This window comes from Methyloceanibacter sp., assembly GCF_058506495.1.
This window is the reverse complement of sequence record NZ_JBZMXT010000040.1, coordinates 1-21814: the sequence shown is the minus strand read 5'-3', so window position 1 is coordinate 21814 and position 21814 is coordinate 1. Positions and strand designations below refer to the sequence as shown.

The window sequence follows — 21814 nt, the reverse complement described above, 5'->3', positions numbered from 1 at the left end:
CCCCTCCGATACGCCCTCTCGCACCAAATGGCGCCACTGGGGAAGCGAACGGCCAACAAGAGGCCCTCGAATTGGAACGAGTATCCATCGCGGCAAGGGCGCTAGCGAGATTTCTTCTGGCGAGTGCTTCTCAGCCCACGTGTAGGGACGACCGCTCGGATGAATCGATGGAGGGGCTACGATGTAGCCACCGTCTCCGCGCAGATCTATTCCCTGTGCGAAGCCCGTGCGATTGCGAGTTAGACTGCAGGGATGCGCGAAGTAGAGGTGACGTCCCTCACCGCCAGTCACAGCCTCAACGGTGGCCGGAAGCGTAGTGAATTTCTGCTCTAGTTTCTGAAGCGTACTATCGCCGCCGTGCTTCGGATCGATATCGAGCACAATAAGATTTGAGATTTCACCCGTGACAATCCCGATATTGGCATCCGGCCACCGCCGAAACCATTCGTCGATGTCCTGTTCGGAGGGGCGCTGGTGCTGCAGATGCTCCCAAGGCGCAAGGGGACGCTTGGTCCGCCGGCGCAAGGGCAGGACGGACCACCCTCGTGCTAAGTAGTCCCTGGCAGCCTCAAGCGCGCTTTGCTGTTGCGTGGCCATTGTGGCTACACCGTCCAAACTTAAAAGGTTCTAGGTGCTCCCGGCTGAGGTAACCATAGATCTACCAATGTTGACGCGCTTCGATAAACGCCCAGGCGCATTTTCCAGTCGTTATGAAGCGTACTCTGCGTCAGGAGGCCAATCCGCCGCACTAAAATACGAAGTTCCTCAAAAAAACTAAGTCTATGATATAGCGTGATTTTTCTATCCGATCCTGTTGCCAGCGGATCGAACTTCAGTCTTTTTTTACCGCTCTGCGCTTCGATCTGTTGGTGGCAGCAAGCCACACTGCGACGAGAGCATCTTTCCTCAGGGGCTTTGGTCCTTGGAAGGATGACCTTTGTACCACTGCGTTAGGCTGGAGTGAGTCGTGTCGAGTCTTGTAGATCATGCGAGCCGCTTCGATGCGGACGTTACCCTCGTCAAACATGCATCGGTCGGATTACGAAAAGTTATTGCTGCCGCCAAGCGAATGCTCGACATGCATGAACGCGGGGTCAGACATCAAAACATTTATTGGGAAGAATACCTGAGTCAGCGCCGGCGGCTTATGGTCCATCAGCGGGCTGCCTGGCTCTGCAAGCTCATGTTATCATCTCTAATACGCTTGTTTTTTGCTACGTTTCGAGCGTCTCTCAGTGGAGCCGTTTGGCTTCTGCATTACTTTAGATGCCGAATCGTGACCCGATCTTCTTCGCTTGCGGAGAGTGCGGACCTCGACAAAAGCGTGGCTGGGATAGGTTGGGCGAAGCTCAAGACGCGGCTTGCGGCTCTTCTAATCGCTGCGATCTCGCTTGCTGCCCTTGGCATGGTTTTTACGGCAAAGCCAGTAACTGATGTCGAACTGGTACTGCAGATCCTGCCCGAAACTCAAGGATCGACAACAACCACCTCGGCCGCAAAGGACGAAGCTGTGTATGAGGCTGCGGATGGCAGCATTGGGTCAACTCGTGCGGACCCAGGCTTGGCTCCTCGCGCATTTTCGTCAGACACTGTACCGGGGCATTTGCCCGCGGTAGCCAATGACAGCGCTAGCGCTATGCTCCAAACTCCCCAAACTATCCGGACCCAAAAGACCACCTCCGGCTCAACTGATCCGGTACTGGCCGAGGACACCGAGGCTCGTCCGCAGCTCGCCACCGGCACCACGAGCAGCATCTCCACGACAAGGGTTTCGGCGCCAACTGAAGTTGTGGATGCGGCGCCTGCAATGCTCCGTCCCGTCGCTGACGGGCCTCAGCCAGATTCAGGATCTCCACAACATCGGCAGAAAAGCTCAACCAGCAGGGAGCGCGCGAGAAATTTCGTTCCGCATGCCAATTGGTAGGGATACTTGCGCGGGCTGTTATTAGCTGATCACCGAGTCGGCTTTCAGAAGATAAAGGTAGGCACTGACCGGACCCGAGGAGGGCGGTCTGGTTTTTTTGCGCCGGCCATTTCAGTTAGACATAAGCAGATCTGTTTTGGTCACAGACGTGGGAATGCTCATCACGCTGGAAGGGTGGTTGGTCATAGCGCCTTGCAATTGATGAGCGGGCTCCGTGGTCCCTCCTAAAATGCAAGTTTCCTAGATTAGCATTTGAGCCGTGCCAGGTTCACGCCTCATCGTGGGACTAAGGCCTCCTGCCGCCGAGCGGATACAGCTCCCGTCAAGCCAGACTGCTGCGGCTAATTGATCTTCATCAAAGCTACTCGGGACATTTCTGATGCCATTCCGGTCCTATTGAATGCAACCTGGGAATGGAGGCGTCTATGGTCGAGAAATCCCACACAGCTGGGTGGTGGCCCGACTTGTACCAACCGTTGAGGAATATCGGTCAGAGGGTCGCGGATTGGTTTGCTCCTCGTTCCGATGCATCGGCGCTTGAGGACTACTATGAGATAAATGTCGAGCTTCCTGGCGTCAAAACGGAGGATGTCGATGTCTCTGTTGAGGACAATAGCCTGACGGTTCGCGGTGAGAAGCGATATGAACGTGAGGAAACAGGTCGCACTTATTTCTTCTCTGAACGTGAGTATGGGGCGTTTCAGCGAACCTTCCGACTACCACCAGATGCGGATGGTGAGAAAATCGATGCGGAGTTCAGTGATGGAATTCTCCGCCTGAGGGTCGCCAAGCGCACGCCGCTTAAGACTGAGGGGCGCAGGATTGAAGTGCGGAAGACGTAGACTGGTAGTAAGTTATCGCAGATGAAGAGGTGACTTTGCGACCTGCGAAATCGAGTTAGACGGCGAACAAAGTAGCATCGATAGTGACCTACCGACTCAAGGCCCGAGAGCTAGGACGTGCCAGAACGCCAAGCCTGAATGCCAGTTGAGTCGTGCGGCTGCGGTAGTTGCTGGCCATCTTGCTCAGCTAGAGGCGACGAGAGGGAGCCGTTTTGCGACGCAATTCGCATTTTGGCACCGCGCAGACCTGACCAAGCCGACCCTTGCTAGAGCGGTACAAAACATCAGCCCACGTCTGGTTCGGGTCACTCGCTGAGATTGGACTGCCGATGCAGCGCGACTGCTCTAAGCCTCAATGCTGCTGTCGAGCGTATCACAATTGATGTCAGCAATGCGCCCATGGCGGAGATTCTTCGCTCTGACCTGCGCCAAAGGCAGCCGCTAGGATAAGCGTTGTGATAATCGCCGAGTTTTTCTGCACTTTAAGGAGTAGATGCGAATGACCGCGAGAAGCCTAGCTTTGGTGTCAACCTTCTGTGTCCTTGCACTCTTGCCAATAGAAGCGTTTGCAGAGGAAGAGATGGAGACACAGGGTCCCGATCAATCAACCGAGCAGGCGATTGATGAGGCAAAGGAAACAACCAACGAGGCAATTGAAGCTGCAAAGCAGGCAATCCTGGACGCGATTGACCGGGCGAGAGAGATTACAAATTCTACCTTAGAGGCCGAGAAGGATGCTGCTGAGCGCGCCCTGGATGACGCCAAAGAAGCGACAAAGGCCCTGGATCAAGCCAGCCAAGCGGCGCGAGAGGTTCTAGAAAAAGCGAAAGAAGCAGCCGCAGAGGTACTAGATAAGGCTAAGGAAGCCGTTCAGCCATTTAGTGAAATGGCCGAAGGGCAATCTGTGGAAATTGAGAGCGACGGCCGGCTTAGCGAAGCGGATGTCGAAAACCTCGTCAAACGCTCCTACCAGTATGTCGCCATGTACAATGTGAACAACAAGTTCGCGGCTAAGCAGGGAGGCTGGAACACCTGCAATCCTGATACGGAGCTTAAAGACCACACGATGCGGGAGATCGCGCGACCGAACAACGACACCCTCTACATCAGCTGCATGATCGACCTGCGCAAGGAGCCGGTGGTCCTGGAGATGCCGGCCTTCGATTCCGACTACGTCTCGCTCATGGTCACCGGCTACGACCACTACGTTAACATCCCGATGTCGACCCGGCAGTGGGACTTCGGTAAGCCGGAGAAGATGCTCCTCTTCACGGCGCGGACCGAGGGATACGATGGCGGACCGGTGGACGGCGTGGACCGGACCTTCGAGGCCACCGGCGACTTCGTCTCGGCCGTCCTGCGGGTCATGCCGCACGGCAACGACGAGGCCCGATTCGGGCGCATCGTCGAGCAGATGAAGCAGGTCAAGCTGACCCCCCTCTCCGAATTTCGCGGGGGCGAGCCGAAGCCGCTCGGCGAGGTCGACTTCCCGCCGGTCGGCGAGACCGATTTCGATGTCTTCGAAAACAACCTGCTGGAAGTAATGCAGTTCGTGTTCAACCACACGACCTTCGATGCCGATAATGCCGAGGACCAGGCGGTCCTCGCGGCCTACAAGCCGCTGGGCGTGGAACCGGGCCGGGCCTACGACCCGGACAAGGTCGCCAAGATCGACGGCAACCAAGTCCGCGAGATGGCCCAGAAGATCCAGCGCCAGTGGCTCCGGGACATCTCCAATCAGGAAATCTACGATGCTACTGCGCCGGTGATTTTCCAACCTAAAGGCGAGACTAGTCTTGACGCGCTCGTGGCTACCTCGATCACCGGACCGATCGGCATTCCGCAGGAGGAGGCCGTCTACCCGCAGCTGGTCACCACGGATGGCGCACCCCTGAACGCCCAGCACGACTACGTCATCCGCATGTCGGCGGACGAAATGCCACCTGCCGGGGCGTTCTGGTCGCTCACGCTCTACGACCTGCCCGAGGGGTTCTTCATCCCGAACGACCGCAAGAAGTACAGCGTCGGGAAGAACGGCGGAATGAAGCTCGACGAGGACGGCGGCATTGAGATCCACATCGCCGCTGAGAAGCCGGAGGGCGTGCCCGAGGAGAACTGGCTGCCCATCGAGCGCAAAGATCTCGACCTAGCTTCTCAGTTCCGGCTCTACGTGCCGGACCTAGAGAAACTGAAGACCTGGCAAGCGCCCAAGGCAGAGAAGGTATCCGGATAATGCTTGCACGCACAAAGTCCACGATGGGTCATGAGCGGATATTCTCGGCCTCGCGATGAAGGTCGACTAAGTGCAAAGCGCGACCTCAAATATAGAGTGGCTAAGAAAGCTTGATCTATTCAGTCAGGGATCACATCGACAGCATTAACGGACTCGTTGCTTGGCCAATAAGTGGGGTTGACCCGATTCATCCATGACGCCTCAAATGATCTCACTGCTCCAACTGCTTGGCGGTCTTGTGCTTCTGTTGATCGGCGGTGAGGCAATAGTTCGCGGGGCAGCGCGACTCGCGATCCGTTTCGGATTGTCGCGACTGATGGTTGGGATGGTGATTGCCGGGTTCGGGACATCACTACCTGAACTCGTGGTCTGCGTGGATGCTGTTATCGCAGGCGCCCCGGGCCTCGCGGCAGGAAATGTCATCGGCAGCAACATTTCTAACATTCTGCTGATAGTTGCCATTTCAGCCTTGATCCGGCCTATCGACGCGGCACGCCGCGGTCTCGAACCTGAAGGAATCGTCCTGCTGGGCGTCTCAGTCGGTATCGTTCTGCTCGGCTTGCAGGGCACCATTCCACGTTGGCAGGGCGCACTGATGATTGCTGCGTTGGTTGCCCTCGTGGGTCTCAAATTCCAGCAGGATCGGCTGGCCGACCGACGGATGCGGGCTACCGAAGCTGTTGTGGAGACCGTAGCGCCGATTCCAGGGCGTCCTTGGCCAATGTTTGGTCTCGTCGCAATTGGGTTCTTGGGATTGCCAGTAGGAGCGGAGCTTCTTGTGCGAGGTGCTACGCACCTCGCTGCGACAATGGGCGTTTCGGATACGCTTATCGGGCTTACCGTTGTAGCCGTTGGTACCTCGCTGCCCGAGTTGGCAACCTCTGCGGTCGCTGCTGCGCGCGGGGAATCTACTATCGGGTATGGAAATATCCTAGGTAGTAATCTGTTCAATCTGCTGGGTATCTTCGGGGTTGCCACGCTCGTTGGAGAGATGAGGGTGGCGCCGGTCCTGGTCTATGTGGATGGCGTCGTCATGATTGGCGCAACCGCAGTTATGCTTGGGCTCTTGGCCAGTCGAGCACGCTTGGGCCGCGGTGAGGCGACGCTCATGCTTTGCAGCTACGCCGCCTACATCATTGCCCGTTACGCATACGCTTTGGGGGGTTGAGGTTCTCGCGCCAACTCAATCTGCTATCTCGCGCCCGAGTTCGCATGTGCGTCGGACAAAGGTGTGAAAGGCAGCGATATCAAAGAGAGGCTTGCTCAAGCTATTGTCTATGTCCTCTATCGGTCATTGGCCGACATGAGAAGGCGACTTTGCGACGACCGCTTTGCAGCCATAGGCAGCCGCGCTCAGCTTGGGCATCGAGGTCTGCAAAGTGCCATTTGCGGACCTCCGCAACATCGAGCGGGCAGGCCAAGGAAATCACGGATATGAACTACATCGTCGGTGCGCGCGTGGTCCGACGTACCGCTCTCGTTTGATCTGCAACAAGGTCTCGTTTCGCTTGGTCAGCTAACTATGGCGGAACAGCGCGCGCTTCGCCTAAGGGTTACTTCAAATGCGGCGCGCCGCCTGTCACTCTCATTTTGCAGGGCGGCTCGGTGCTTAATCAGGACATCCAAATGAGAGGCGGCCTTGCTTGCATTGCCTTTTCGCTCCTTTTTGCGGTTGCGGCGCTGGAGGCGGAAGCAGAGGACACCCCACAAACCGAATCCGAGAGAGCTTTACAATCACGGAACCTTTCCCAGGATTACGCGGCGAAATTGAAGGGCACACTCATGGGTGCCATTCAGGCGGGCGGACCGGAAGCAGCGATCGCGGTGTGTAAAGTCAAAGCTCCGGCGATTGCCAAGGAAAAAGCTGCCAGCACGGGCTGGTCAATCGGTCGAACAGCACTGAAGTTGCGAAACCCCGCCAACTCACCTGATGCTTGGGAGAGATATGTCTTGCTGAGGTTTCAAGATCAGATTAGCGATGGTACCGAAGTGAAAAACCTCGAGCATTACGAAACAACGACGAAGAACGGCGAGCGTGTGTTTCGCTACATGAGGGCCATCCCGACGCAAGCGCCTTGCCTTATCTGCCATGGTTCGAATTTGAGCCAAAACGTGAAGGCAAAAATTGAGGAACTGTACCCCGAAGACCGCGCGACAGGTTTTTCTCAAGGAGAATTGCGCGGTGCCTTCACGATTGTGCAGCCACTCCCGTAAGAGCGCTCGGATGAAGCCCGTCGTTGGCGACGACCAGATCTGACCGCGTTAGCTGATCAGCTGCAGCCTCGCTACCACTTGCGCGCGGCCGCTTTGCATCGATGAGCTGCCTTGTTTCGATTTGTCTGACACTGCGGAAGTCACCCACTTATTGAGATCTAGAAACGCTTCGTGTCCTCCCATGATCCGTAGTCGAATAGATCGACATGTCTCCCGCTTGGCTAGATCTTGATCCTCATCTAACGGAGCCCTCTAAAGATCTGTGTCCCGAGAGAGTGTAGGGACACTCGTCTGCCAGGGCGATAGGTTCCTCCTGCTCCAAAGGTCAAGCCAATTTTTCTAATCGACTTCCATAGCTTTGGGACGCGAATCAAAGAGCGCTGTGAGAATCGCAATAGCGGTGGCACCGACCCGTAGACCTTCAAGCTTGTCGCGCCACAACTCTCCGCTCAAGTGCTTCTATGACGGGGGTCGTGAAATCTACCCCTGCTAGGCGCCCGGCAGTGCAGAGCCCACCTGGAGTAAAGACGTTGACCTCTACCATTTTGCCGTCGATGAGGTCGAGACCAACCAAAAACATTCCGTCTGCCTTCAACTGTGGCCGCGCCGCTTTTGCGATCTGGCAAATCGTATCCGTAATCTCAGGGAGCTCAGCGTGACCACCCGCGGCCATGTTGCTTCGCAAATCTCCTTTTGCCGGCACTCTTCGGATTGCGGCCACCGCTCCGTTTACTTCTAGTATCTCGCCTTCCAGCAGAAAGAGTCGCGTGTCACCATCGGCCGCCTCAGGGAGGAACTCCTGCGCGATTACATATCCCTCCCGACTTACGGTCTCAAACATCTGATTGAAGTTAAAGAGATCATCGCGGCGAACAAGGAACACGTTGTGCCCGCCGGAACCACGGAGTGGCTTGATCACTACGTGCCCACGAAGCTCATCCATGAACTGTCTCACAGCGTCGGGGTTGCGGCTTATCAGACAGCGTGGCCGAATTTCTGCGGGGAAAAGCTGCAAGTAGAGCTTATTGACCGCGTGATACAAGCCCTCGGGGCTGTTAACGACGACTACGCCGGCTTGTTCAGCAAGACGCCCGAAGTTTACACCAGCGAGCTGCGCCCATGGACGACTTAACGCGTCCGATGCAGGGTCGTTGCGTAGAAACAGAGCGTCAAGTTTATCGACGGTTAAGTCGAGACAGTCCCGGTCAATTGACCTCAATGACGCCATCAGATCGCTTGCGGACGCAAATTGCTTAGCAGCAAGACGGTACGCATCAGCATGAACTCGGCCGTCTGGAGCCAATGCAAACCGTCCAACCTCTACATACCAGACCTCGTGGCCCCGGCGATGGGCTGTAAGTGCGAGATGTGTCGTGGTGTAGTCGATCAATTCGGTTGCAAGATCATTGATGACGAAGCCGAGCCTCATGACAAACCTCGATCGATGAGTGCCAGTAAGTCCGCGCCTTCGTGCAACGCCGCTAGGCGCTTGAGTGCCTCCGGGTCTTCCAGATAACGCGGCTTAAGCGGGCCTGGCGAAATAACGCCTCGCCAGCGCAATTCTGCGACAATCTCAATATGGTCAAGGGCTACTTTGCCGAGCATTAGATCATCGAAGCTCTGGCCCTTGGACAGATGATCGAGAACACCAATTAAGCCGCGCAGATAAACTGCATCTTTCGTCAGTCCGCCACCGCGGTGCACCCGCATCGCGATGATGAAAGCTGCCCGTTTGCCGAACCCATGGTCGACGTGAAGTAGTCGGAAAGTCTCGAGAAAGTCTGCGCCTTCGACCACGCTGTCGACGGCTATGACGCGTCCAGCAAGAAGACGCATTCGCTGCGGTGTCAGTCCGCCTGAAAGATACTCTGAAACAATGGCGATACCCTCTTGCGTCTGCTCATAACCCGGCATTCCCGTGTGGAACTGGGAGAGCGGTTGTTGCAGGCCGTTATAGTAAGTGAGGATGTGTGTTCCGATTTCATGGTGGAGTGTTGCACTGACACGAGTTTCAGGCACTTCCGCGGAATGGCCAACGAGGAAATGGCCGCGCGAGACCATCAAACCGGGAACGTCATTTCGAAGCTCAACACGCGCCGGAAGCTCGGGCAAGTGCTTGCGATAGTGAGCGAGTTCGCGTTCGGCCAGTCCAGCAAAGCACTCCGCACCAACCATCCGATCGCCATTGCCATGCGTTTTGGGTTGCAGCGTCTTGAGGAGCCGATGAGCCAACCCAAGAAGCCGCTCGTCCGGACGCCCAAAAACCTGCTGACTTTCCAGTAGGAAGTGTGGCGTGCCTCGGTCGGCGATCATCGTGATCATACGATCGAGCTCATCGCGCTGGGCAGCAAATAGGTGATATAGAGCAGGGTCCTCGATACGCTCGATCGGCACCTTGTAAAGCGCAAGTTTAAGTGCTCCCGGATCGATGGTCTGTGGGCGATAAAGAAACTCGGGGATGGCTTTGCAACCGGCGTCTACGAATTGTTGATATGCGGCGTCCGTGTTGACCGGCGTCGCGTGAAGGAGGAGGTCAAACGAGTCACCAACTTTGGCAAGGCCCTTATCGGCGATGGACACGGCGCGGGTCATGGCCCTTTGTCCAAGCTCCTCAAAGTGCGCGGGCCTGTAGCGCGCCCGAGCATGGACAAAGGTGAAGAAGGCCTGCCGGAGAGCCCGCCCGAGCCGCCTCGTGAAACGTCTCAGCTCAACGGGGACGACCTTCCCGGTTTCCGGATCCCGGTAGATCGGAGGAACTTCCAGGCCTACCAAATAAGCGTTCTGCTGCTCTTCCTCCTCAGGCGAAAGCAGTGGTGGCAGCCCAGGAGATGTTGCGCCCGATGAATAATTGATTGTGATCTCGGGTGTCCTATCATGTGTTGTCGCAATTAGAGAGTGTTCAAGTGATTCGATTGTTGCATCCGGTACACTATGACGTGCTGCAACTATGCCGAACCGTGCGGGAGCTTCGTCCGGTGTGACAGGCAATTCGTCTGGCGCAGACCAAAGCTCGAGCACGAGGACGGCGCCATAAGCCTCCACAATTACGTCTAGAAGTCTGGTGATGAGAGCTTTCAGGAGAGCTTGATGCTCTTCCGATCCGCTACTCAAAATGTAAGATGCTTGCCCCAACAAGAGCTGCTCAGTGCCCTTATCGGGTCTGGCTTCGGGACGCCTATACACACAGAGAAAAGGCTGCGGACGATCAATATGGATGAGTCCGTCGCCGGGAAGCTTCTGACGCAGAACCTCACCGGCTTTAAGCTTCAGGACAATCTGCTCAATTTCCTCGATCGTTGTGAGAACATCCGAGTTGCCATTCAGCGGGTCCATGGAACACCTTCAATGCGATGGAGTGTTACCCGGAAAGCCGCGAGCAGGGCCTCGAAGGCTGCCTCATTAAGTGCACCGGTCCATTCGTCCATGAAAATTTTCTTTACCTCAATAGCAAGGCAGCAGCCGCTACGAGGAAAATGCGTATGAACGAAACGCGCGAGATGACGTCCGCGGAAGTTCACGTTCTCACGAACGTCGAGATGTCGCCCGAGATAATCTGCCTCCTGCAAGTTTCCTATAAATTGATCTACGAGTGGCGCCCAATGAGCGCGGTTCATACTACCTGTACCGACATTAATTTCTGGGTTGCGCTCCGGCTCAGCAGCTGGTTGGTCCGGACCGGCGCGTCGGTGATTATAGCTATGGCAATCGAGGACAAGAAAGCGACCTTCTCGCTTCTCAATCTCGCTCAAGAGCGGACCTAGCATCTCATAAAAGGCCGCATGCTCCACCAGCGAACGGCGGTACATAGTCTGGGTGAGTCCGTCATCCTCCTTCCAGACACGAAGGTTCCAGCAATCTTCAGGCTGTACGCAGATCGCTTCATTGGGCTTGCGGTTCAGATCAACTTCAAAGCGCGATCGGAAAGTTACGATATGCGTGCCACACAGCGCGGCAATTTGATCAGTATATGGATCTTCTTCCCGGAGGCGAGTTTGATCGTCGATCGCGAGCACTGATCGCAGGTCGGATCGAAACTCATGGCCAGCATGGACGGCAAGACCCACGAAGGGACCGGAACCGGCCTCAATCCGCCACAGCTCACCTGGACGCACGAATTCGGCATCGGCGCAAAAGACATCGCCCTGAGCGGTATGTTCGGGTGTCTGAGCTCTCGAATTACTCATGTTTAACAATGAGGTCTGAGTGTCTGGATGCGCATTACTTCCAACCTTTCCGCCAATTCACGAAGCGAAAGCGAGCTTATCCACCCAAGAACCGCTCTCTCGAAGGGGACCGTAAAGAGGTCCTCGCGTGCCGCTTCCTAAACGTAGGGAGCTACCTCGAGTTATTCGCCCAACGCTCGGCCAAAACATTGATTCGAAATCGGAAGCCGAAGCTAAGCAGTACCTTCTTGGCGGTTCTTAGCTGCGGTTTGAATGAAGCTCGGCCAAAACTTTCGCAAATCGTGAGGGAACATTGTAGCGATCTTTACGGCTGCGCCTTGGTCGACATACTTCGACAACACATCAAGTACCGCCAGAGCGCCTTGTTCCACCTCGCTCTCCGTGGCCCGCGGCAATTCCTGGGCGATACGCGCAAGGAATGCTTCTTCATGGCGCTCTTTGGTCGGCTTGTTCGTTGGGTCCCAACCTTCATAATAGAGCCCCCGCAACAGCATGGGGAGCTGCGCACCGAGATGCGCCGCGCTCTCTGGACCTATACGGTCACGAAGAGCGTGCAGAACTGCGCGTAGCGAAGTATATGCCCGATGGCGGTCTGCGGTGTCGAGCCGATCCATTACAGCCTTAAGCCATAGATTGGATTCTTGAACGGTTTTATCAAAGATATCGAGGCCAGTGCTCATGAGCGTCCTCCCTTGCTGCTCTTAGTGATCTCTAGGCTCGTGGCGGCTGAGCGGCTTCGTGTCGTCGATTCCAACTACTGCGAGGGTCGAGGCCACAAGAGAAGTGCAAGTACAATCGCCCAAACAATGCCCCAACCGATCCAAGTGATATTGGGGTGATTGGCCTGCCACTCCAGGATGCGCTTATGGAAGGTCATTGAGATGAACACGCCACAGTGTTGAGCCAACGAGAGATCAATCAACAAATCTGACAATGAGACTTTATGAAATCAGCGCTTGATCTAAATTGCTTTGGATCAAAGGCTCAGGACATTCCTTCTTTTCTCAGCGAAGCTGAGCAGCGGACAAGGTTTGGTAGGGTGACACTGAACAACAGAGTAGGGCGCAGCTCGCCGAGACCTGATCGCGTCGACTTGCCCCCGACAGCTCACCAACTTTGCTACGCGAGAAGCGATGCGCTCCTTGACACTTGGGTAAAAAACGACTGTTAGGGCAGCCCAGGCTATCGCGTGGAGCTGCTCTATTGACAGATTGTGCAGTGAGCCCTGGATGTGCTCAATCCAGTACGAACGAAATCTTGCCGTTGATACGGTATTTGCTGATTTTTCCGTTCTCCACGGACGCTTCCAAGTTTTTGATGTAAATCGAACGCACGTTGCGCACGCTCTCCTGAGCCGTGCTGACAGCGGACTGAGCGGCATCCTCCCAGCTCTTATCGGATTCAGCGAGGACTTCAATGACTTTGAGCATGGACATTACAAACTCCTTTTGGGGGTGCAGAGCTTTACGTGAGGTCTCTAGATAGACGATCGCTGAGCATTAGCCTTGATGAGGGTCAACACGGCCCGCTGAGACAGCCTGCATTCGGTAAGAAGCTGACATGAAGCTTACACACGGTCACACCGCTAGATGCCATTTCCCGTGGCATCGACTTCGATACGAGCTTCGGCCTTAACCCTTTTTGATCTGGATCTTCTTCTCGCGCTTCTGTGCCTCACTCGACTTGGGCAGAAGAACCGTTAGGACGCCGTCCTTGACATTTGCCTCAATCTTGTCGCCGTCGACGCCATCGGGGACGCTAAATGAACGTTGAAATGCCCCGAACCGACGCTCTGAACGATAATAGTCTTTCTGCTGCTCTTCAGATTCCTCTTTCTTCTCGCCCTTGATGGTAAGCACGCCGTCGGCGAACTTTACGTCAATATCCTTCTCACCCATGCCAGGAAGTTCAGCTGTGACTTGATAGTCCTTGTCGTGCTCGACGATGTCGACGGCCGGTAATTGCCCAAGGCCAAATTCGCTGCGCCCGAAGGGCTCAGCACTGAGGATGCTGCCCGCTCGCTGGCCTGAAACAGCAGTGAAATCATCGAACAGTCGGTCAAACTCACGCCGAAAGCTCGATAGCGGATCCCATACATTGACGTAACGCGAACTTTGGTCCGGCTTTGCCGGAGCTTTAGATGATTTGTTGGCCATCTGTTGCTTCTCCATGCAGTTGGGGCAGGAGAGACAAACACCCATTACGCTATTTGTCGTTGAGCGGTGTCAAAGTCTAAGGCCTCAGGATTGGAATAACTTAGAGGCTTGTTGAACAGCGTGTCTCGCAAGCTCGAACACGTGGCAAGCAAGATGACCCCTGCTGGCCGTTGGCTGAAACTGGAACATGAATGAAGGGGAGGGCGGTCACTGCCCTTACAATACGTTATCGACTTGTGCTTAGGGTCGGCTACGTTCCAAGCACAGGTGAACTGTCCTAGTTGATTGTACTGCCGCTGGTTGATGGTGTTGCTGCGCTAAACTCGATTTGGTCTAGGGTCCCTCAAGAGCATGACGTTGCCGAGAATCTCTGGTCGTCCGCGCCCCCGAGCCAGTCCTATGCAAAAGATGTTAGTATCAGCGTCGAGGTATTTTCTGGCCGTCAGCTTTGCTCTTCTCTTCGTTCTTTTGGGCGCCCACGCAGCTGATGATCAAGTCAACAGGAATGCCGCTGTTGTGATCGAGATCGATGGAGCCATCGGTCCTGCCAGTGCTGACTATGTAGCGCGCAGTTTGGAAGCGGCTGCCCAGCGGAGAGCGCCTATAGTCATTCTTCTAATTGACACGCCCGGCGGTCTCGACGTCTCAATGCGTGACATCAACCAGGCCATCCTTGTCTCAAAAGTTCCAGTCGTAGCCTATGTGCATCCAAGTGGAGCTCGAGCAGCGAGCGCTGGGACCTACATACTTTATGCAAGTCACGTCGCAGCGATGACACCTGGAACAAACCTTGGTGCTGCGACGCCTGTATCAATTGGCGGTGGCTTGCCTTTCGCCGATCGTGACGGGGATAACGCAAAGAGAGACAGTGATGAGCAGAGGGGAGCTAAAGAGAAAGAGGACGACCCCACAACGGGCACGTCTGACCCCATGAAGGCAAAGGCGGTCAACGACGCGGTTGCATACATTCGGTCACTTGCGGAGTTAAGAGGCCGCAATGCTGACTGGGCTGAACGGGCCGTCCGTCAAGCAGAGAGCCTCTCGGCAAACGATGCGCTTGAGAGCAACGTTGTCGATATCGTCGCCGTAAATATTGATGATCTCCTCGCACAGACAGATGGCCGCAAAGTTAAAGTCAACACTCAAGAAGTAGCTTTGGACACAAAAGGTCTGTCGACTGAGTACATCAAACCTGATTGGCGCACGCGTCTGCTATCCACGATCACCAACCCAAACGTCGCGCTAATACTCATGCTTATTGGCGTCTATGGGCTGATCTTTGAGTTCATTAACCCTGGGGCGCTGATCCCAGGAATCATTGGAGCAATCTGCCTGCTTCTTGGCCTCTACGCTCTCGCATTACTTCCAATAAACTATGCGGGCGTTGGTCTCATAATGCTTGGCATCGGGCTAATGGTGGCAGAGGCCTTCGCGCCATCATTCGGTGCTCTTGGCATCGGTGGGGCGGCAGCCTTTGTTATTGGTGCCGCTATTGTGATCGATACAAATGCGCCGGAGTATCAGGTGTCCTGGGCCTTAATTGGCGCTATGGCAGTCACTAGCCTCGTCATAGTCGCCGTCGTGATGCGGCTCGCGATTTCCTCCTATCGACGCCAAGTCGCGACCGGTATCGAGCAGATGAGCGGAGCACTCGGAGAGGTGACGGATTGGCGCGGCGATCGCGGCCATGTCATGGCCCACGGTGAACGCTGGAAGGCGATCTCTGAAGTACCTCTCAGAAGGGGGCAGCCTGTACGTGTGACTGGCGTTGACGGCTTGGTTCTGAGGGTCGAGCCAACCGCCACGGGGAAAAACTAAAGGAGCCCGAGATGTTTATCGATCTATCCTTCTACGCCGTCATCACCATTCTAGTACTGGTATTTCTTGCCGCGGCAATCAAGATCCTGCGCGAGTACGAACGCGGCGTGATTTTTACGCTAGGTCGGTTTACCGGCGTGAAGGGTCCGGGGCTCATAATAATCATCCCTGTCATTCAGCAAATGGTGCGAGTTGATTTGAGGACGCGCGTTCTAGATGTCCCGACACAGGACGTGATCTCACATGATAATGTTTCAGTGCGAGTCAATGCAGTGATCTATTTTCGGGTCGTCGATCCAGAGCGCGCCACTATCCAGGTCGAGGACTTTTTGCAGGCTACAAGCCAGCTGGCGCAGACGACGCTGCGCTCCGTTCTCGGCAAACATGATCTCGACGAAATGCTCTCCGAGCGTGACAAGCTGAACAACGACATCCAGGAAATTCTCGACACGCAGACGGATGCCTGGGGCATCAAGGTGGCTAATGTAGAGATTAAGCACGTCGACATTGACCCGACCATGGTTCGTGCCATCGCTCGCCAAGCGGAAGCAGAGCGGGAACGGCGCGCAAAGATTATAAATGCTGAGGGAGAGCACCAGGCGGCGCAGAAGCTCCTCGATGCCGCAGAGATACTTGCCCAGTGCCCCGAAGCGATGCAGCTGCGCTATCTCGGCACGCTTGGGGTCATTGCCGGCGAAAAGAATTCGACAATTGTGTTCCCTTTCCCTGTCGAAGCAGGAAAGTTCCTCGCTGGCCTTGAAGCGGACAAATAACGCAGCCCGGCGGAATGCCTGCTTCTAAGAACAGCGGGAACGTCAGCCATCAATGCCCGCCCGTTCGCCAATTGTCACAAGCGAACGATGCGACGACGTGCAGCCGCGGGTTTAGTACTTCTTGCGGCCTGTTCGGGCCTTGAAGTGTGAATGCTTGACAGGAATCAAGGCGGGCAAAACCCTGCCAGAAGGTAATTCTGTTTATGAGGGCAAAAAATCACGATGATCGTCACGAGAACTCCTGACCAAAGGCCGTAACATGAGAAATCGGCGTGACTTCGTCCTTCCGCTCTCGGTCCTTCGTCGCATCGATGTTGGGTCGGTCGGTGGCAAGAACGCCTCGCTTGGTGAGATGATCGGCACCCTAGCAGGGGCGGGCATAAACGTGCCTGGGGGATTTGCGACGACCGCCGCCGCTTATTGGCACTTCATCGAGTCAAACAAGTTACAGCCTCGTATTGCACAAACTATTGCACTGCTCGACAAAAAGCTTAGCAATCTTGCCAAAGTTGGCAGGTCAATTCGTGATCTCGTTCTCGGCGCTCCACTGCCGCCGGACCTAGAGGATGCAATCTACCAAGCCTACCGAGATATGAGCGCGGACGGCGCTACTTCGGTAGCGGTCCGGTCCAGCGCAACCGCAGAAGACTTGCCCGAGGCCAGCTTCGCGGGCCAGTTGGAGACCTATCTAAATGTCGAAGGCGAGCAGGCACTGGCGGACGCCTGCAAAAAGTGCTTCGCTTCACTCTTCACTGACCGCGCCATCGCGTATCGCGAGAACCACGGCTTCGATCACATGAGTGTCGCACTTTCCGTTGGGGTGCAAACTATGGTGCGCTCCGATCTCGCGTGCTCCGGCGTGATGTTTTCCATTGATACGGAAACGGGTTTTCCCCGTTCGGTTCTCATCACCGGTGCCTGGGGCCTCGGCGAGACGGTGGTGCAGGGCATGGTCGCGCCGGATGAACTACAGGTGTTCAAGCCTCTACTCGACAAACCTTCGCTCGTGCCCATCATCGAGAAGTCGCTCGGCGCTAAGCGCTGCAAGATGGTCTATGGAATGACGGGTGCGACCGTCCTTACCGATACCACCGAGGACGAGCGCAGTAGCTTCGTGCTCACTGACCAAGAAGTGTTGAAGCTCGCTCGTTGGGCCGTACTCATTGAGCAACACTATGCGTGCCCCATGGATATGGAGTGGGCCAAGGATGGGAAGACTGGCCGTCTGTATATTGTGCAGGCACGTCCTGAGACCGTTCAGTCCCGACGGGTGTCTGGCGAACTCAAGACCTACAAGTTGAAAAAAAAGGGGGATCACCTTGTTTCAGGGCTGGCTGTTGGTGATGCCATTGGTACCGGTAAGGTCTGTCATCTCGATGGCCCCGAAGAGATCGAGCGATTCAAAGCGGGCGCGGTGCTGGTTACAAAGATAACCGATCCTGACTGGGTCCCAATCATGAAACGCGCTTCTGCAATTGTGACTGATCATGGTGGGCGAACCAGCCATGCTGCCATTGTCAGCCGCGAACTCGGCCTTCCCGCAATCGTAGGCGCCAGCGGTGCGACCGAGAAGCTATCCGATGGGCAAGACGTCACGGTGTCTTGCGCCGAAGGTGATGAAGGTCACGTCTATGACGGCATCGCCGACATCGACGTAAGCGAGATCGACATCGCGGAGATCCCGAGTACACGCACTAAAGCGATGCTCAACGTCGCCAACCCGTCAGCTGCATTTCGCTGGTGGCGTTTGCCCGCCGATGGCATTGGCCTGGCCCGCATGGAGTTTATCATCTCGAATCATATCAAGGTTCACCCCATGGCCTTGATCCGTTTTGAGGACGTAGCTAACGAGCGTGAGCGCGCTGAGATTGAACGTCTTACGGCTGGTTACGACACCAAGTCAGAATACTTCGTGGACAAACTATCACGTGGGATCGCGCGTATCGCCGCAGCCTACTACCCCAGTCCAGTTGTAGTCCGGATGAGCGATTTCAAGACGAACGAGTACGCTAAGCTCCTCGGCGGTGCCGCCTTCGAGCCGAAGGAAGAAAATCCGATGATCGGCTGGCGGGGCGCTAGCCGCTACTATCATCCCGGGTATCGCGATGGTTTTGGGCTGGAATGTCGTGCCATCGCCCGTGCGCGCGAAGAGATTGGCCTTTCCAACATCATCATGATGATTCCGTTCTGCCGAACGCCCGAGGAGGCTGATCGTGTCATCGAAGAGATGGGGAGGCACGGACTCAGACGCGGGCGCTCTGGGCTGAGGATCTATGTGATGGCGGAAATTCCCTCCAACATCGTGGTCGCTGAGGCATTCGCCCAGCGCTTCGATGGTTTCTCTATTGGCTCCAACGACCTGACGCAGCTCGTGCTCGGCATCGACCGGGACAGCGAACGATTGAGTGGTCTGTTCAATGAGCGCCATCCAGCGGTCAAAGACACCATAGCTCGGCTCTTAGCGTCATCAAAAAAGACCGGCAGCCACACCGGAATCTGTGGCCAAGCCCCGAGCGACCACCCTGAATTCGCACGGTTTCTCGTCGAGCATGGCATCGACTCGATTTCCGTAACGCCCGATAGCTTCTTGCGCGTTAAAGCGCAGATCGCACTCGCGGAGGCTGCCATATCGGAGAAAGCGAAGGGATAATAGTCGTTGCTGACTGATCATGACGGGCCGCCCAGGCCTACACAACAGGTTCCGATAAATGTCTGTTTCGCGTCATCCGCTGACAGCCAAAAGCGGTCTCTCCATTTCCGGTCCAGGCCGCTAAGCAGACATCCGCGGCCATTGAGTCGGCCTTCCTAAGCCCCAAGTCTATCAAGCATATGCCACCTGAGCTGACCGCTACTGCCGGAATCGAGGCCTCGGAGCATTGGTCGGAGGGCTTCGGAGCTGTCAATGTCGCACTTTCAGCAAATTGATCGCGAGCTACCCGACCAAAATTCGTGGGCTACTCATGCCGATACCCTCGGTTAGCCATGAGGCTAGTCTTAAAGGCTGAGTTCGATATGAACACTACGGCATGAACGCGCCACGCCGCACAAACCAAAGGCAGCTTGGAATGTTCGCTCAGCGCCCATAAACAGACATGTCCAGTAGCGATCAATCCGTCACTTTATAAATCGCACGCCGCCGATGGAAACGTCGGCTACAAACGGGCGTCCAATGGCTACTACGCCAATACGCTTTAGACGACGAGTGTTCAATCTAACGTCAGTACGATGCTCAACGAAATCCTTGAAAGGAAGTTCAACGGTCCGCCACTCTGGATCAGCCCAGAAGCTCTGGCGGTACGATTGCCAAGGACGGCTCAGATCGGCGGTACGCAGATGCATGGCGTAGGTCTCGCTATTTCCGAAGACGTCTAGCTCGAGCCCCTGCCAAGAGCTGACATCAGCCGCTTTGCCGTCCGGGTCGAGATCTAGAGAAATCTGAACAAAGCCGCCGTTGTTCTCGAGACTGACATCGCCCCTCATGCGGATAGCCTGTCGGCCAGCGACCAGTTCTCGGGACATCCTGCCATCGGACACTCCTCCCATGACCCTGTCCGTGAACATCCGCCAGCTCGTGCCTATCGCCGCCAGGGGCGGCTCACGGCTCAGATCATCGATAATTGGGGATGTGAACTGCATTATTTCGGCTCGCGCGCGAGTGCATGCCATGAAGCCGGTACCCGCAAGTACCAGAAATTGCCGTCGACCATACATCAAGTATCGAACTCAGGATCGTGCGAGGCATGAACGCGACTGATTATTGCGCGCACGCTTGCGGCCTCCCTAGGGCGGACTTCTGATCAAGCCCATTAACGCTTAGTAGTGGGCTTCTCTAACATTAACTGTCCCTGACGTTTTACCAGCGCCTTGGCCTTATTGGCGACCATTGCCAGCACCCACGGAAGCTGCACCTCAAGCCGCACATGATCTTCGGCTACGTCCACCGATCCGGTAGTGGATTGACCGAGTAACCGCGCCTGAAAGTCCATGTGATCGCCGACCCAAGCGTCCTTCAGCATTACGAGACTGTCACTCACATGCGCCTGGACGTTGCTCAAGCCCCCCTGCAGGCGGCGCCGGGCCTCCTCCTTGCCGAGCCGGTGGGGAATTGTGACGATAACGGGTTGGGGCATTTTTGCTTCGGTGCCTCTTGTTCTTCGTATTCTCTTACATAGGCAGGATTGCCCAACTCCAAAAGAACACGCGTCGGCGCCCCTAGTCGTCCATGCCCATATTGATGCGGTCAGCGAACGCCCATTCTATCGCGAGATTTCCAATCCGAGCACGGAAGTCTCAGCCACGTAAGCCTGTTCGTTCCCCTAGCTCACGAAGATGCGCATTTTGCTCCAAGACACCGTGGTTCAAACGCAAGACCTTTCGGCCAGTTGGGACGACGACGTGCTGGGCTCAGGACGTTCATCTGGGAAGACGCCAACGAGCAATGGGCTGTTCAGTAATGGGGCGATACGCGGCGCCGGCTGACGATGACCGCCCGATTGTCGCCGTTCATTCCAATATTAGGACCTGTCGATTGTTATCGATTGACCAAGACTTGAAGCGACGAAGAAAACTTTGCCCGAGCAGCAGGTCTCCTTGAACACCGACGATACGCCCGTCTACGTTTTGAACCACATGGTTGCCGACTTTAAGTTTGCGAATTCGAATTTCGTCGCAACGAGCCTCAGAGCCGTCGGCTAGAACACATGTGCCTTCACTGCCTATGTCGCTTTCGTCAATCGTTCCGGCACGCAAAAGAGACATAGCAACATCCTCTGGTATCGTGACGTGCGAAGCGCCGCTGTCCACGACGAAGTGCTGTAGCATCACATCGTTGATTAGTACTGGAATCCTGAAGGTGCCGCCGTAATGTTCAAGCGCGACTTCTTTGGCGCCGCCTTCGCGGGAAGGCGGAGTTCGCGCAACCTTTATGCCGGTGACAGCCTCCTTGAAGGGTACGAGGGACATGTCCTCCTTGTGCTTGAGGAAGCAGACTTTCTTTGCGGCGTTATATGTGAAGGCCCTGCACTTCGGCGCCGTGCTGCAAAGACTCTGGCAACTGGTCAAAGTGGGCGGGTCGAGACGCTCATAGTCATTGCCCGGCGCATCCCTTCTTTTTCTGATTGTGAAGTTCTTCGTACCAGACTTTTTGCCCGTAACTGCCCTGGTATTGAACTTAAGCCGTGCGCTTGCCTTGTGCTTTAGAAAACAAACTTTCTTCGCAGTGTTATACGTAAACGCCCCGCATTTTGCGTCTTCTGCACAACGGGATTGGCAATCGCTTAGAGATGGCGGATCTACCTGATGATAATCGAAACCCGGCGCATCAGCGTTCGCGTAAACCCTAAACTGCTCTTGATTTCGACTGGTGGTCTGGCGACTGCTCTCCAATGGCGATACCTCTGTCGGTAAGGCCACACTAGAAAGGCCAATCAGCAGCACACACTGAAAGCTCTGGCGTACCTTCTGTGATGCGCTCACCTGCTTGTCCTCCCTAGGCGTATCATGGAAGCACAAACGTCTTGGGCTCTGACTTACGTCAATGGTTTGGGGTGAGCAGTTCGGGCAACCTGCAAGCATTGACCGCAATACGCCGCGCCTCATCGAAGGTAAGCACCATTGTAATGTCGGCTTGGGCTCGCTCACCTTGCCAAGATGGTATGGATCGCTAGCGGG

General features: G+C 55.6%; 18 protein-coding genes. 8 read left to right on the top strand and 10 right to left on the bottom strand.

Annotated features, from left to right (window positions below):
* Nucleotides 1-597, bottom strand: a 597-nt coding sequence (locus AC33YF_RS08590; protein ID WP_491776790.1) for a bifunctional DNA primase/polymerase, incomplete at its 3' end; no start/stop codon positions are given.
* A gap of 679 nt (nt 598-1276) precedes the next feature.
* Between AC33YF_RS08590 and AC33YF_RS08585 the strand changes: the two genes are divergently transcribed.
* The 5 genes from AC33YF_RS08585 (at nt 1277) to AC33YF_RS08565 (ending at nt 7213) form a co-directional block, all read left to right on the top strand.
* Nucleotides 1277-1924, top strand: a complete 648-nt coding sequence (locus tag AC33YF_RS08585; protein ID WP_491776789.1) for a hypothetical protein — start codon at nt 1277-1279, stop codon at nt 1922-1924.
* A 425-nt stretch (nt 1925-2349) separates the two neighbouring features.
* Nucleotides 2350-2766 carry an Hsp20/alpha crystallin family protein gene (locus AC33YF_RS08580; protein WP_491776788.1) on the top strand — a complete coding sequence of 139 codons (417 nt, stop codon included), beginning with the start codon at nt 2350-2352 and terminating at the stop codon, nt 2764-2766.
* A gap of 499 nt (nt 2767-3265) precedes the next feature.
* Nucleotides 3266-4999 (top strand): DUF1214 domain-containing protein, encoded by a 1734-nt coding sequence (locus AC33YF_RS08575; RefSeq protein ID WP_491776787.1) that lies wholly within the window; start codon nt 3266-3268, stop codon nt 4997-4999.
* Nucleotides 5000-5204: 205 nt separating this feature from the next.
* Nucleotides 5205-6167: a calcium/sodium antiporter gene (locus tag AC33YF_RS08570; RefSeq protein WP_491776786.1), complete on the top strand. Its 963-nt coding sequence runs from the start codon at nt 5205-5207 to the stop codon at nt 6165-6167.
* Nucleotides 6168-6589: 422 nt separating this feature from the next.
* Entirely contained in the window at nt 6590-7213 is a 624-nt protein-coding gene (locus AC33YF_RS08565) for a Tll0287-like domain-containing protein (RefSeq protein WP_491776785.1), read from the top strand.
* 421 nt (nt 7214-7634) lie between these two features.
* On the opposite strand, the gene AC33YF_RS08560 is transcribed toward AC33YF_RS08565, so the two are convergent.
* The 6 genes from AC33YF_RS08560 to AC33YF_RS08535 form a co-directional block, all read right to left on the bottom strand.
* Nucleotides 7635-8642: an ATP-grasp domain-containing protein gene (locus AC33YF_RS08560; protein ID WP_491776784.1), complete on the bottom strand. Its 1008-nt coding sequence runs from the start codon at nt 8640-8642 to the stop codon at nt 7635-7637.
* Nucleotides 8639-10546 carry a peptidase MATCAP family protein gene (locus tag AC33YF_RS08555; RefSeq protein WP_491776783.1) on the bottom strand — a complete coding sequence of 636 codons (1908 nt, stop codon included), beginning with the start codon at nt 10544-10546 and terminating at the stop codon, nt 8639-8641. Before AC33YF_RS08555 ends, AC33YF_RS08560 begins: the two co-directional genes overlap by 4 nt.
* Nucleotides 10534-11397, bottom strand: a complete 864-nt coding sequence (locus tag AC33YF_RS08550; RefSeq protein WP_491776782.1) for an N-formylglutamate amidohydrolase — start codon at nt 11395-11397, stop codon at nt 10534-10536. The genes AC33YF_RS08555 and AC33YF_RS08550 overlap by 13 nt, the downstream gene beginning before the upstream one ends.
* Nucleotides 11398-11609: 212 nt before the next feature.
* Complete coding sequence (locus AC33YF_RS08545; RefSeq protein WP_491776781.1) at nt 11610-12077, bottom strand: DUF2267 domain-containing protein; 468 nt, start codon at nt 12075-12077, stop codon at nt 11610-11612.
* 555 nt (nt 12078-12632) lie between these two features.
* Nucleotides 12633-12833 carry a dodecin family protein gene (locus tag AC33YF_RS08540; RefSeq protein ID WP_491776780.1) on the bottom strand — a complete coding sequence of 67 codons (201 nt, stop codon included), beginning with the start codon at nt 12831-12833 and terminating at the stop codon, nt 12633-12635.
* Between the two features lie 195 nt (nt 12834-13028).
* Nucleotides 13029-13553, bottom strand: coding sequence for an Hsp20/alpha crystallin family protein (locus AC33YF_RS08535; protein ID WP_491776779.1), 525 nt, complete (start codon nt 13551-13553; stop codon nt 13029-13031).
* 399 nt (nt 13554-13952) lie between these two features.
* Between AC33YF_RS08535 and AC33YF_RS08530 the strand changes: the two genes are divergently transcribed.
* The 3 genes from AC33YF_RS08530 to ppsA all read left to right on the top strand — a co-directional run bounded on the left by AC33YF_RS08530 (nt 13953) and on the right by ppsA (nt 18794).
* Entirely contained in the window at nt 13953-15371 is a 1419-nt protein-coding gene (locus tag AC33YF_RS08530; protein WP_491776778.1) for an NfeD family protein, read from the top strand.
* An 11-nt stretch (nt 15372-15382) separates the two neighbouring features.
* Nucleotides 15383-16144, top strand: coding sequence for a slipin family protein (locus AC33YF_RS08525; protein WP_491776777.1), 762 nt, complete (start codon nt 15383-15385; stop codon nt 16142-16144).
* Between the two features lie 259 nt (nt 16145-16403).
* Nucleotides 16404-18794: a phosphoenolpyruvate synthase gene (gene ppsA, locus AC33YF_RS08520; RefSeq protein WP_491776776.1), complete on the top strand. Its 2391-nt coding sequence runs from the start codon at nt 16404-16406 to the stop codon at nt 18792-18794.
* 464 nt (nt 18795-19258) lie between these two features.
* Here ppsA and AC33YF_RS08515 read toward each other — a convergent pair whose 3' ends face one another.
* The 3 genes from AC33YF_RS08515 to AC33YF_RS08505 all read right to left on the bottom strand — a co-directional run bounded on the left by AC33YF_RS08515 (nt 19259) and on the right by AC33YF_RS08505 (nt 21580).
* Nucleotides 19259-19810, bottom strand: a complete 552-nt coding sequence (locus AC33YF_RS08515) for a CIA30 family protein (protein WP_491776775.1) — start codon at nt 19808-19810, stop codon at nt 19259-19261.
* A gap of 140 nt (nt 19811-19950) precedes the next feature.
* Nucleotides 19951-20274, bottom strand: a complete 324-nt coding sequence (locus AC33YF_RS08510; RefSeq protein ID WP_491776774.1) for a polyhydroxyalkanoic acid system family protein — start codon at nt 20272-20274, stop codon at nt 19951-19953.
* A gap of 373 nt (nt 20275-20647) precedes the next feature.
* Nucleotides 20648-21580, bottom strand: a complete 933-nt coding sequence (locus AC33YF_RS08505; protein WP_491776773.1) for a PAN domain-containing protein — start codon at nt 21578-21580, stop codon at nt 20648-20650.
* Between the last annotated feature and the right edge of the window lie 234 nt (nt 21581-21814).